Source organism: bacterium (assembly GCA_030685015.1).
In the GTDB taxonomy this organism is placed as follows: domain Bacteria; phylum CAIWAD01; class CAIWAD01; order CAIWAD01; family CAIWAD01; genus CAIWAD01.
Genome location: JAUXWS010000082.1, coordinates 35,077 through 47,735, shown reverse-complemented (window position 1 = coordinate 47,735; position 12,659 = coordinate 35,077). Strand labels below are relative to the sequence as shown.

General features: G+C 65.1%; 9 protein-coding genes. 2 read left to right on the top strand and 7 right to left on the bottom strand.

The window, feature by feature from the left end:
- Positions 1-256 precede the first annotated feature (256 nt).
- Together Q8O14_11860 and Q8O14_11855 are read right to left on the bottom strand one after the other, a co-directional pair.
- A complete protein-coding gene (locus Q8O14_11860; GenBank protein ID MDP2361422.1) occupies positions 257-976 on the bottom strand; it encodes a hypothetical protein in 720 nt (239 codons plus the stop codon).
- Positions 977-1,070: 94 nt separating this feature from the next.
- The gene (locus Q8O14_11855) at positions 1,071-2,285 is read right to left on the bottom strand and encodes a tyrosine-type recombinase/integrase (GenBank protein MDP2361421.1); all 1,215 of its coding nucleotides are present in this window, start codon (positions 2,283-2,285) and stop codon (positions 1,071-1,073) included.
- A gap of 998 nt (positions 2,286-3,283) precedes the next feature.
- Here Q8O14_11855 and Q8O14_11850 point away from each other — a divergent pair.
- Positions 3,284-3,721 carry an EamA family transporter gene (locus Q8O14_11850; protein ID MDP2361420.1) on the top strand — a complete coding sequence of 146 codons (438 nt, stop codon included), beginning with the start codon at positions 3,284-3,286 and terminating at the stop codon, positions 3,719-3,721.
- Positions 3,722-3,827: 106 nt separating this feature from the next.
- Here Q8O14_11850 and Q8O14_11845 read toward each other — a convergent pair whose 3' ends face one another.
- The 5 genes from Q8O14_11845 to Q8O14_11825 all read right to left on the bottom strand — a co-directional run bounded on the left by Q8O14_11845 (position 3,828) and on the right by Q8O14_11825 (position 11,660).
- Complete coding sequence (locus Q8O14_11845; GenBank protein MDP2361419.1) at positions 3,828-5,069, bottom strand: TolC family protein; 1,242 nt, start codon at positions 5,067-5,069, stop codon at positions 3,828-3,830.
- Entirely contained in the window at positions 5,066-8,170 is a 3,105-nt protein-coding gene (locus Q8O14_11840) for an efflux RND transporter permease subunit (protein ID MDP2361418.1), read from the bottom strand. The genes Q8O14_11845 and Q8O14_11840 overlap by 4 nt, the downstream gene beginning before the upstream one ends.
- Positions 8,171-8,188: 18 nt before the next feature.
- Positions 8,189-9,754, bottom strand: a complete 1,566-nt coding sequence (locus Q8O14_11835) for an efflux RND transporter periplasmic adaptor subunit (protein MDP2361417.1) — start codon at positions 9,752-9,754, stop codon at positions 8,189-8,191.
- A gap of 171 nt (positions 9,755-9,925) precedes the next feature.
- Positions 9,926-10,282, bottom strand: a complete 357-nt coding sequence (locus tag Q8O14_11830; protein MDP2361416.1) for a hypothetical protein — start codon at positions 10,280-10,282, stop codon at positions 9,926-9,928.
- Positions 10,283-10,601: 319 nt separating this feature from the next.
- Positions 10,602-11,660: a hypothetical protein gene (locus tag Q8O14_11825; GenBank protein ID MDP2361415.1), complete on the bottom strand. Its 1,059-nt coding sequence runs from the start codon at positions 11,658-11,660 to the stop codon at positions 10,602-10,604.
- 372 nt (positions 11,661-12,032) lie between these two features.
- Between Q8O14_11825 and Q8O14_11820 the strand changes: the two genes are divergently transcribed.
- Entirely contained in the window at positions 12,033-12,653 is a 621-nt protein-coding gene (locus Q8O14_11820) for a hypothetical protein (GenBank protein ID MDP2361414.1), read from the top strand.
- Positions 12,654-12,659 lie beyond the last annotated feature (6 nt).

Genomic DNA, 12,659 nt, shown 5'->3' with positions numbered 1-12,659 from the left:
CCGCCTCGTCGTGCACAACCTGCTGGGGCAGCAGGTGGCCGTCTTGGTGGATGGCATCCTGCCGGCGGGCACGCACCACCTGCCCTTCCAGGCCGGCCGCCTGGCCAGCGGCGTCTACCTGGTCACGCTGGAGGCGGCGGGAAGGGCGCAGACGAGGACGGTGACGCTGCTGCGCTGATGCTGGGCGATCCCCCACCGAGACAACAATCCCCACATCAAGCAGTGCCCTGCATCGCATGGCGCGGGTAAGGCCGCATCAGTTCTGCCCGATGGGAAAGGCCGCCCAGAGCAGGTGCAGGGCGCCCGTGTCCTTGACGAAATCATCTGTCACCCGCTTCGCGCCGAACTGGGCCTCCAGGGCGTGCAAGCGCGTGAGCAGGGACTCCAGGGCGCTGACGGTGGACGACCCCACCCGCTTGCGATTGTCGCGCAGGATGGACGCCCATGTCTCCCGTTCCCCCGGCTCCAGGCCGGTGCGTGGGGTTGTTCCGGTGCCAAGCTTCTCCCATGCCTCGACGAAGCGGGGCGTCCGGAAGGACTGGATCACCACGCAGCCCCACTTCTCATTGGACAGCTTCCAGAAGGCCAGCGGGTCCCGCGCGGTGTCCTCGAAGGGCATTGTCTGAGGACCGGCCTTGCCGAACGCAACCAGCCGCTTCACATCCTCTTCCACGGCGTCGAAAATCCAGCCACCGAAGGTCTTCGCCTCGAAAACGTAGACCTCGCCTGGGCGCTGGGCCAGCAGGTCCACGCGACGCCGACTTGTTCCATTGCTGCCCTTGAGGTAAACCTCCGGCGCCACGGCGAAGCCCAGGTTACGCAGGGCGGCGGCCAGGTGCACGACAGTGTGCTGCTCGGGCATGGGCGCATCGACCTCGCCGTTCAGCCAGCCTAGACGATTGTAGGAATCCCCCAGCTGGCGAGCGGCCTCGTGAAGCACGGAATTCAACGATGCAGGCATGGGACGAGTGGACATGACAGCCTCCAGGTAGATGGTTGAGCCTCGAGTCCTTAAGCGCCATTTGCAGCCATGATCGCGTGATCGTCAATAACAAGTCGTGACTACGGTTTCAGTCACGAGTCTTCCCCTCATGATCGGCCATGCTGTCCCCACAGGCCAGCATGGCGGCCGTGGCCTTTTCCAGGCTGGCCCGCACGGGACCCGTGGCTAGGCGGGCGTAGATCTCGGTGGTGGCCTTCGATTCGTGGCCCAGGGTCTTTTGGATCACCTCGAGCGGCGTGCCCGTGTCGATCTGGAAGGAGGCCAGGCTGCGGCGGAGGTCGTGCATGCGCAGGCCGCAGAGCCCGGCCCGGGTCAGCACGCGCTCCCAGCCCACCTTGGGATTGGCCATGTGTCCGCTGCGCGGCTGGGCCGGGTCCGCCGAGATGCGCCCGCCTTCACGACCGGGAAAGACGAAGGGGCTGTCCACCCCTTGCCGCCGGGCCTCCAAGAGTTCCAGCGCGTGGCTGGAGAGGACCACCTGCAGCTCGCGCCCATTCTTGGACTGCCCCGCCGGCACGATCCACACCGCCCGGGGAAAGGAGATGTCCTCCCAGCGCATGGCGAGCAGATTGCCCTTGCGCGCGCCGGTGTAGAGGGCAAGCAGGAGAAAGTCCCGCACGTCCTCGCTCGACTCGTCGCGAACCGCCTGGAAGAAGGCGGGCAGCTCCTCGGGGAAGAGGCGGCGGGTGCGGGCCTCCTCGCGGTAGAAGCGCACGCCGGCCGCCGGGTTGGGCATGTCCAGCTCGTGCTCGCGGATGGCGCGATTCAACGCAGCACGCAGGAAGGCCAGGACGCGGTTGGCCGCGCAGTGGCCGCATCGCTGGCCCAGGCTCTGGTGCAGGGCGGTCACCTCCTTGCGTCGAACATGGATCAGCGGCCGCGTCCCGGCCCAGCGGCTCAAATGCCGGGCCACGTGGGACTGGTAGTCCTTGACGGTCTTCCGCGAGAGATGCTCGCGGGCGTAGCCCAGGTACTCGGCCAGGGCCTGGCGCACCAGCAGCGGCGCCTCGTCCAGCACGGGCTCGGGCTCCTCGCCCAGGGCCAGGCTGGAGACGAACTGGGCGGCCAGCATGCGCGCCTTGGGAATGGACAGCTCGTCCAGCGAGCCCAGCCGGCGCACCACCTTGCCCGGCCCGTGGCGCTTGACCACGTAGAAGGACTTGCCGCCGGCGCCGGTGACCTGTACGGCGAGGGCCGGCACCTGGTCGTCATGGACGAACTCGCGGTTCTTGGTGGTGGTCAGGGCCGCCAGGGCCTGGACCGTGAAGCGGAAGCGGCGCACACGCCCTCCTGGAATGCTTCATCCTCTGCCAAGATCCCGGACCCGGCCCCGGAAGCGGGGTCGGAGCTCCCGTTGCACCGCCGTTCCACGCTTTTTTGTGAAAGGGCGGGACAGGCCGGGACCGAACACGGGACACAGTGTGCGCTGAAAGTCCTGCAAATCAAAGGGATCGTGAGGAAGAAGGACCTGACGTGACGAATCAATACGACTTGCGGAATACGCCTCTTAATCAGTTGGTTCGGGGTTCGAGTCCCTGTTGGAGCATTTGAGCATCAAAGGGTTCCGCCTCCGCTGGAACCCTTCCTTTTTGCACCGTTGCACGCCGGTTGCACCAACTTCCCCCATCCTCGATTCATCACGAATGATCCCGGACCTTGAAAGGCGCGTTGTGCGCTGGGGGAAGGGAAGGGGTTCGCGGGCAAGGGGATCAATCAGCGTCGGCCTTGTCCGAGCCAGGTCTGGACGGAGCTGGGCTCCGACCGGCGGACCGATTCCTCGTTGGGAAGACGTGCTCTGTCTTGCAAGGCAGCGATCAACTTGGCACAACGAAAGCCTAAGCCTGGCAAGGAAATTTGATCAGATATGCCTCATCCGGCCACTTCCTGAGGTGGTCGCGAAGCACGTCAAAAATCATCAGTTGGTTCGGGGTTCGAGTCCCGGTTGGAGCATGTGAGCATCAATGGGTTCCGCCACAGTGGGGATCCTTTCGTTCTGTCGTGTCGCAGCATAGCCGCCGCACAATTCTAGGTCGCCGATTTGCCTTGTCGATCGCCATCTGAGCCTCCCCGAGATGTCACGTAGTGGCAATCATCCCATGCGAGCGCACCTGTGCTCATCTGGAGTCGGGGCGGGTCAGGAGTTGGGGCGATGCAAGTGGCGCGCCTTACCTTGCTGGCGAATTGAGGCGTCACGGCTGGACGTTTCACATCCGGCTCGCCGGCAATGGGTGGACGAGCCGATCGCGCCACAGAAGAACAACTGTCACAAGGAAGGTCCACATGACGAGCTGGTTCTGGTACGCCGTCGGGGCGGCCGTGTTGTACGGCCTGCATCAGATCTTCACCAAACTGGCCGCCGAGCATGTGTCGGATGGACTGGGTGGTCTGATTGTCGAAGGAACGGCCACGGTGGCCATCGCCCTGTACTTGCTTGTTCTATGGCAGACCTCCGCCGAGGCCCAGCGCGCGGCAGGCCCAGGTATTCTCTACTCCGTCCTCACGGGGATCTGCGTGGGAGCTGGAACCGTGATGTTCTTTCTGCTTTTCCAGAAGGGCGGTCCCCTGTCGGCCGTGCCCATGGTGCTTGCCGGCGGGGCTGCCCTGATGGCGATCGCTGGCATCCTGTTCTTCAAGGAACCAGCATCCTGGCCCAGGCTGCTGGGCATTGCCCTGTCCATCGCAGGCTTGTTCCTGTTGCGCCTAACACCCGCGAAATGACGCGCAACGGTGGCGGGCGTCGAAAAGTCGACCCGCCATCCCGCCCCGATAACTGGCCCGCCAGGGAGTCGTTCCCTGGCGGGCTCCTTACTTCACCAGCACATCGTCAAATGGACACGAATTCCGACAACCGGGCCCAGGACTCCATGACCATTCGCAGGGCCTCCAGATGTTCAAGCTGTGCCTGCGTCCTCTCTCCACGCGCCGCTAGAACCTCGACCAGGCTCAGCTCACCCACGGCATGGCGGGCCTGCGCGGCCTGCAGGATCCGCTCGGCTTGCGGTTGGATCACGTCCACCTGAGCCCGGACCCGGGCCAGGGCCTCCTGCAGTTGCTGATGAGCCTCCTTGAGTCGCAATCGCCGCTCCTGGCCCGACCAACGTTGTCGCTGCCGGACGGCGTCGACCTCGGCTCGTGCTTCCATCACACGACCCTGGTTGCGATTGAACAAGGGCAGAGGAACGTTGAGACCCATGTCCAGCCGACGGTCGTCCGTGGCCTCCAGTCGGCGGAACAGCACCTCGACATTCACATCGGGAATGCGCTCCGCCCGGGCCAGTTTGAGCCGCGCATCCGCGCCGCGCGCCTGGGCCTCGTCCCACAGGACATCGGGGTGCAGGGCCAAGCTGTTCGCCACGTCCTCCAGGGAGGGAAGCTCGAAGTGGGCCTCCAACTCGCCGGCAAGTGATGCTGGCACCCGATCCGGCTCGCCCATCGCCGTGGCAAGGGAGGTCATGGCAAACCGGGCGAGTTCCCCGCTGCGCTCCAAATCCAATTTGAAGCGCGACCAATCCATTTCCACGTTCGCGATCTCATGGGGAGCCAACTCGCCTTGCTGGACGCGTGTGCGCGCCATGGACACCCCGGTTTCCAGATCCTCCGCGCCTTGAGCCAGGATCTCACGTGCCCGCTGTTGGAACAGGGCCGTGGCAAAGGCGTCCCGGACCTCCCGCTCCACCGCCCGGCGGACGGATTCCACTTGGCGGGCTTGGGCCTCCTGATCCAGTCGCGCCGCCTCCCGGGCTTTCCCTACTCGGCCGCCCAGCGGAATCGTTTGGGAGAAGCCCAAAATGGACTCACGCGAGTCGGGCTGATCGGTGTCGGTGCGCAGCTGCTCCGCGCCCGCGATGAGGGCCGGGTTCGACCACAGGCCCGCCTGGCGGGTCCTGCCATGCGCGGCCTCTTCCCGCGCGCGCGCCGCGGCCAGGCGCGGGTGGTGCTCATGGGCCCGGCGCAGGGCCTCCTCGAGGGTCAGTTCCTGCACGGGCGGCTCCGCCGCACGGGTCGTGGTCAAGCCCAGCAGCAGCAGGGCAGCGACGGTCATCATCAAACGAGTGGCGGCGTTCATGCAACACCTCCTGCTTCGCTGGCCACCGGCCGGCCATGTTTCAGGTAGAGGGCCGGGACGATGACCATGTTCAACACCATGGAGGTCATCAGGCCGAAGAGGATGACGATCGCCATGGGGGTCTGGATCTCGTTGCCGGGTTTGTCCCCGCCCAGAGCCAGCGGAATCAAAGCCAAGCCGGTGGCCATGGCGGTCATCAGAATCGGCACCAGGCGTTCCATCGCCCCGCGCTGCACGGCCTCGAGGAAGTCGGTCACTCCCTCGTGCTCCTGCAGGTGGCGGATGTGTGATACCAGCATGATGCCGTTGCGCGTGGCGATGCCAAACACCGTGATGAAGCCGATCAAGGAGGCCACGCTCAAGACGCCGCCACTGGCGAAGACGCCGGCCACACCACCGATCAGTGCCAGTGGCAGGTTGAGCATGATCAGGGACGCGTCGCGCGCGGAGCGGAAGGCCACGTGCAGCAGGAACCCGATGCCGATCACGACGGCGATGCTGATGAGCGTGAGTCGCCGCCCCGCCTCGGCGGCGCTTTCAAACTGTCCAGCGTACTCCACGTGGTAGCCACCGGCTTCCTGCAGAAGCGGATTCACGCGGGCCTGCACGTCGTGGACGACGCTGGTGACGTCACGACCGGAGACGTTGCACTGCACGACGATCTTGCGCTCGATCTGCTCGCGCAGGATCTGGTTCGGGCCCGTGTCACGCTGAATGCGGGCCAGGGCGTGCAGGGGCACGCGCGCGCCCATGGGCGTGTCCACCAGCAGGTCACCCAAGGTGTCCAGCCGCCACTCTTCGGTGGAAACAACGCGAACGACCAGATCGTAGGAGGCCTGGCCATCGATGATCCGTGACACCACCACACCCTGCAAGGCTGCCTCGACCATGTGGGCGACGTCCCGGATGGTCAAGGCATGGCGGGCGATCTCGGCCCGATCGAAGTGGATCTTCAGGATGGGCACTTCGGTCTGCTGTTCGACGGACAGGTCCACCACGCCTTCCACCTCCTGCATTGCCTGCCGGGCGCTTTCCGCCAGTGAACGCAACTTGTAGAGGTCCGGACCGAAGATCTTCACGGCGATGTTGGCCCTCGTGCCGGACAGCATGTGGTCGATGCGATGGGAAATGGGTTGGCCGATGGTGATGTTGACGCCCGGCACGCGCGAGAAGGCGGTGCGCAGCTCGTCCAGGAACTCCTGCTTGTCGCGGTCCTTCAGCGCGATGGAGACATCCAGTTCGGCGGACTCCACGCCCTGGGCATGTTCGTCCAGCTCGGCGCGGCCGGTGCGGCGTGCCACGGAAAGCACTTCGGGGAACTGCAGCAGGGTTTGCTCGATCACTCGTCCCAGCTGATCCGACTCTTCCAGCGAAGTACCCGGCAGGGTGACGGCGCTGATCGTCAGCGACCCCTCGTTGAACTCCGGCAGGAAGGCGCGCCCCATGCGGGTGGACGCGGCCAGGGCCAGCAGCAGCAGGAGCATGGCTGGAAGCGTGAAGCGCCACGGGTGGTCCAAGGCGGCCCCAAGGATGGGCCGGTACTTGTGTTTCAGCCAACGGACGAAGGCCGGCTCTTGCTCCTGTCGCACGCCCTTGCTGGAAGGCAACAGGAAGGAGCACAGCACCGGGGTCACGGTGACCGCCACGAAGAGCGAGGCCGCCAGCGCCACCAGGTAGGCCTGCCCCAGGGGTTGCAGGAGGCGGCCTTCGACGCCGGACAGGAAGAAGATGGGGATGAACACGAGGGCGATGATGAGGGTGGCGAAAACGATGGAGCTGCGGATCTCCACGCTGGCGTCGAAGACCACGCCCAGGATGGAGCGGCGCTCGCCGGCAGGCCGCGCGTGATTCTCACGCAGGCGGCGGAACACGTTCTCGACATCGATCACCGCATCGTCCACCAGCGCGCCGATGGCGATGGCCATGCCGCCCAGGGTCATGGTGTTGATGGAGGCGCCCAGCCACTTCAGGGTCAGGACCGCCGTGACCAGGGACAAGGGAATCGCGGTCAAGGTGATCAGGGTGGCGCGGTGGTTTCCCAGGAAGAGCATCACGACCAGGGTGACCAGCAGCACGCCTTCCAGCAGGGCCATGAGGACGTTGCGCACGGAGACATCGATGAAATCGGCCTGGCGGAAGATGTCGGTCTTGAGCGTCATGCCGGCGGGCAGTTTGGCTTTGGCCGCCTCCAGCACGGCATCCAGGCGCTCGGTCAGCTCAAGCGTGTTGGCGCCGGGCTGCTTCTGGATGCCCAGGATCACGGCGGGCTTGCCCATGGCCGAACCTTCCCCGCGCTTCTGGGCCTCGCCGATCTCCACGCGCCCCAGGTCGCGGACGAGGGTTGGAATGCCGCCACGGACCGCCACCATCGTGGCGCCGATGTCCTCCAGCGAGCGGACCCGGCCAATACCGGTCACCAACCATTCCGAGCCACGCTCATTGATGATGCCGGCCGAGACGTTCTCGTTGCCTTCCTCCAGGGCGTGAACGACTTGCGCCAATGTGATCTGGTTGGCCTGCAAGGCCGCTGGATCAACCACGACATGGAATTGCTTCTCGCCACCGCCGATGGGCGTCACCTGGGACACGCCGGGCACGGCCAGCAGACGCCGCCTCAAGGACGTTTCGGCGTAGCTGCGGAGTTCGGCGGGGGAATGCTGGTCCGAACTCAACGCCAGGAACAGGATCTCGCCCATGATGGAGGACTGGGGAGCCAGGGTCGGACGCTCGCCTTCCGGCGGCAGGTCGCCCGCCACGGAGCCCAGCTTCTCGCTGACGATCTGGCGGGCCTCGCGGATCTCGGTGCCCCATTCGAACTCCACCCACACGACGGAGATGCCGACCGCCGTGGCCGAGCGGACACGCCTGACGCCCGCCGCGCCATTCACGGCCGTTTCAATGGGGAAAGTGATCTGGGTCTCGACTTCTGACGGCGACATGCCGTGCGCTTCCGTGATCACCGTGACGGTGGGAGCCGTCAGATCGGGGAACACGTCCACGGGCATGCGCAGGGCGGTGGTGATGCCGAGCGCGGTCAAGAGCACGGCCACCACCAGGACAAGCGGGCGATTGTGCAACGCCCACTGGATCAATCTATCCATGATGATTCCTCTTAGGTTTCAATGCGCGTGGCCATGCGCGGGAATGACTCCGGACATGGAGGCCAGGCGCAGCGCGACGGCGCCCTTGGACACCACGCGCTCGCCCTCGCGCAAGCCTTCCAGCACTTGCACGAAGCCCTTGTCGCGGATGCCGGCGCGGATCACCCGCTTCTCGAAGGTCTCGCCGGACAGTTGGACGTAGGCGATCAGCAGCTCGCCTTCCTCCACCAGTGCACGCTCCGGCACAGCGACGGCGCTCTCGACCCGCGAGGTCTCCACTTGCAGCGTGACGTTCTGGCTGATGCGGAGTTGGCCATCCGGGTTGCGGGTTTCGTAGAGCAGGGGAACGGTGCGGGTGGCCACATCCACTTCCAAGCCCAGGGAGAGGAAGCGCCCCCGTCCGTCGCCGGTGACCGGGATGGGAGACTGATCGTCCCCCGCACCTTCGATGTAGGCGGCGCGGGCCTGGCTGAGTCGCGCGACGGACGCTTCCGGAATGCCGGCCTCCACCCAGACGACGGATGGATCCATGACGGAGAAGAGGGCCTGGCCGGCTTGCACCACATCGCCGGGACCGGCAAGCTGGGAGTTGAGGACACCGTCGATGGGAGCGCGCAGTTCCATGCGGACGCCATCGGCGGCCCTTCCCTCGCCGGCCTGCTGGAAGGTCTTGAGCATGGCGGATGCGGCCTCGTGGCGGGCCCGCGCCGACGCCAGCTCGGCCTCGGCCTCCTGCATTTCCCGCGGGGATCTCACCTGCTGCGCGGCCAGCGCCTTGGTGCGGTCGAAGTGCGCCTGGGCCAGTTCCCAGGCCGTCCGGGCCCGCACGGCCCCTGCCTGCGTCTCGGCCACCCTCAAGCCGACTTCCGAGAAGTCCGGCACCAGGATGGCCAGGACCTGGCCGGCCCGCACCGTTTGGCCAGGGCGGGGAACGGACCCGCTGGACGCGACCAGGCGGCCGGTGGCCGGGGCCGTCAGCGTGGCGCTGGTGCCTGGTTTGGCCCGCACCCGCGCCGGAACCCGCACGTGTTCCACCATGAGTCGCATGGTGACGGGTTCGGTGCGCGACAGGATGGTCCACTGCTGTTCCTTGAGAAAGCTGATGCCTTCGGGGCCGTCCGCCACGTCGACGGCCAGGGCAGCTTTCGCATCGGCCGCCACCTGGATCGTGCCCAGCTGGATGGTGGCCTCGCCACCCTCAATGGGAACCCGCAGCGACAGGGTCCAATCCCCAGGCTGGGGAAAGACCAGCTTCGGCAGGTAGATCCCCACCCGTGCCGGCGCCGCTTCCTCATGATTCAACTCGGTGCCTTCCTTGTGAAGAACAAAGGTCACTGGACCTTCGCGGCGGGGTTCAAGGGTCTGCAGGTCGGTGACGTGGGTGATGAAGGTGGTGGGTTCGCCGGCCACGGGGACTTGATGTTCGGCGAACACCTCATGCCGGTCCGTCCAGACCGTGACCTGAGCGGTCTTGGCTTCGGTTTCGCCTCCGGGGTCGGCGTGATCATGTGAGTTCCGGCAACCGGCGCTAGCCACGAGCAGGGCCAGGACCACTGGTAGCAGGGTACGGGTACGGGTACGCATGTGGACTCCATGGTTGTTGGTCCAGGTGCATTTACAAGCCGGACTTCCCGAGGTCGGGTACGCGATACTCGCAGGCCGACCACTTGCCGAGCGGAATCAGGCGGAGCCTGCCGGATCGGGCATGGATGGGATTGCCGCTTGCGGAGCTAAACGGTTCGAAGGGGAGGGAGCTTAGGCGACGGGAGGGGCACGGGCGCCGGGAGCTGCGGCATCAGGATCGGGAGGTGGATCCTTTTTTACCGCAACGGCGACATAGGGCTTGCTCAGGGGTTCAGACACAACCAGACTGGGAAGGGCCGGGAGTGCCAAGGAAACAAAGGCCACGGGGCGAGGCCGGCCCGCCAGAGAGATCTGGTGCTCCACGGCGTGGTGGGGACGGTGTTCGGTATCATCCATCGTCCAGGCGTGGGGATCGGTCAGGGTGCCGGTCAGAGCATCATGGAGCGAAGAACCACCCAGATGGTGGTGCTCCGACAACAGGTGCAGGCGCAAGAAGGTGAGCTGGAACGCCAACAGGACCGTGAACAACTGACGGAACCCCCTCCCGCGGGGCAAGTGCTGCCTCAAGTTGTTTCGAGAGCGGGCCATGTGTTCCTTCAGTAATACCGTATGAGGTCGGGTTCCTCACTTGGGCGCAAGGTGGCAATCATTCCCTCAACGGACAATCCGGCTGACTTACTTCCCCCAGCCTAATTTACTCAGTGAATGGACATTGGGCGAAACGAGCGATCATTCGTGTTCATCATGTTGATGGACAATGCCGCGAAGAGGCTCCCCTAGAATCAATGACGGTGCAGGATCCCTGAAATCCCAACCACGCTGTCGGAACCCAGGATGCCAGTCCCACCTACTCGCGCAACACGATGCCGTTTGGTTTCCTGCCCACCGCGATGTCCTTGATCCTGGCGCGTGTGGCCACATTGATCACTGAGACGGTGCCGGCGCCCTGGTTGGTCACATAGGCGGTCAGGCCGTCCGCGGTGAAAACGATGGCGTGGGCATCCGCGCCGGTGGGAATGTCCGCGTCGTGCATCCACGTGCCCTGGTCGTCATGATAGATGGCCACCGCGCCATCGGTGGCATTGGAGACCCACAGCTCGCCGCGCTGCATGTGGAAGGCCGCGTAGCCGGGCTTGAAGCCCAAGTCCAGCGTGTGGCGCACCTGCAGCGAGTCGTGATGGAAGATCGAGATGCTGTGCCCGTCCTCGTTGTCCGTGTACATCATGCCGTCCATCCCGGGCCAGGCGCCCACGGGATTCTCGCCCACCTGGATCTGACCCACCACGGTTTTCGTGTGGGGGTCGATCGCCGTCACCAGGCCGGAGCCGCCGCAGGCGATGAAGGCCATGTGGCCGTCGTCCGAGAAGGTGATCTCGGCGGGGTCCATGCCCACCATGATGGTGTCCATGGGCAAGTAGCTCATCGCGTCGAAGACCATGACCTTGCCGTCCATGGCCATCTGTCCCACCCAGATTTCCAGCCCATCTGGTGAGAAGACTGCGCTGTGTGTCATGGCGGGAAGAGACTGGGAGTGCAGGGTCTGGCCCGTGTTGGCGTTCAGGACGAGGAACTTGCCCACCATGCCCTCCATGCCGCCATGTCCGCCGCCCAGGTCCATGCCCGGCACACCGACCGCGATGCGCTGGCCGTCTGGCGAGAGGCTGAGGTGATGGGGCCAGGTCATCGCGTGGCCTTCACCATCCCGCAATTGGATGGTGCCGGCGACCTCGTTCTGCGAGAGATCGATGACAGAGATCGCGCCGTCCTGCCCATTGACCACATAGGCGGCGGGGTAGTCCACGTTCAGGCTTGTTGCAGAGCCGTTGTCCGATTCGCAGCCGACCCACGTCATCAGGCCCAGTAGCAGCGATCCTCCGAGCAGGGCTCCCTTCAGGGTACGCGTCATGGCGACGTTCCTTTCCGACTCCGGCGTTGAATTTGAAGTGTGTTTCCCTTCCCCGCAGGCGGTCAAACCCTGCCATGCGAAGGCGTGCGCCCAATTCAGCAAGCCATGTGCCAAGGTGTCGTCGGTGCCATCAATGGGCCTGTCGACGCCCCCCTAGCTTTGCAATCCGTTGTTCCCCGCAAATGACGAATGGGTTGAAGGGTGCTGGAGGTTGCGCCGCAGGAGAAATGTCGACAGCCCTGTTGGAGACTATTCCCCATAGCCGGATGTCCATGGTCCGAGCTGTCCCTCTCCGCGGCTTCAGCAGCGCTGCAATCGCCAGGATCTCAACTGGCCTGAGACTTGCCTCCATACCAGCAAACGGAAGTTTCCATGATTCACATCCGCTGCTTGATCCAGCTGACCTTCGTGTTCCTGGTTGTGCTAAGCGCCCGCCTGGAGGCGCATGAACACAAGGAGCATCATGAGGCCTCGCCTGCGCAGGACACGACACTCCAGGTCAACACACCAGCACCTGCTTCAGCACAGCCGCCCATGGTCATGATCGAAACCGGAGCGCACCATCACGATGTGGAAGGAGGATTTCTGGACCTGGTGGCCGACAACCACGCCACCCTGGTCCACTTCCCCATCGCCTGGGTGCTGCTGCTTGTCATGCTGGAGGCTTGGACACTGGCCAAGGGACGGGAGCTGCCGCCGATCGGCCAAACCTTGGCGGTCCTGGTGGCCCTGAGCTTCCTGCCCACGGCGGCGACCGGCTTGCTTCACGCCAGCATGATGGAGGCGACTCCCGACCTGCAGCGCACAATCGAGACTCATCGCCTGCTGGCCCTTCTCTCGGCCCTGCTGATGGTGGTCGCGGCCGGGCTGCGCTGGTATGCGAGCAAGCAGCGGGCGCTTGCCCTGCGTGCCGCCTACCTGGGCCTGGTCGGCCTGACGCTGCTCCTGGTGCTGTCCGCCGGATACCTGGGCGGCATCGTGTCGCGAAGCTGAGTGCGA

Excerpts from the sequence above, each read along its gene's own strand:
- Q8O14_11825 (MDP2361415.1), bottom strand. The coding sequence starts at position 11,660 with ATGACGCGTACCCTGAAGGGAGCCCTGCTCGGAGGATCGCTGCTACTG.
- Q8O14_11845 (MDP2361419.1), bottom strand. The coding sequence starts at position 5,069 with ATGAACGCCGCCACTCGTTTGATGATGACCGTCGCTGCCCTGCTGCTG.
- Q8O14_11860 (MDP2361422.1), bottom strand. The coding sequence starts at position 976 with ATGTCCACTCGTCCCATGCCTGCATCGTTGAATTCCGTGCTTCACGAG.
- Q8O14_11840 (MDP2361418.1), bottom strand. The coding sequence starts at position 8,170 with ATGGATAGATTGATCCAGTGGGCGTTGCACAATCGCCCGCTTGTCCTG.
- Q8O14_11835 (MDP2361417.1), bottom strand. The coding sequence starts at position 9,754 with ATGCGTACCCGTACCCGTACCCTGCTACCAGTGGTCCTGGCCCTGCTC.
- Q8O14_11820 (MDP2361414.1), top strand. The coding sequence starts at position 12,033 with ATGATTCACATCCGCTGCTTGATCCAGCTGACCTTCGTGTTCCTGGTT.
- Q8O14_11850 (MDP2361420.1), top strand. The coding sequence starts at position 3,284 with ATGACGAGCTGGTTCTGGTACGCCGTCGGGGCGGCCGTGTTGTACGGC.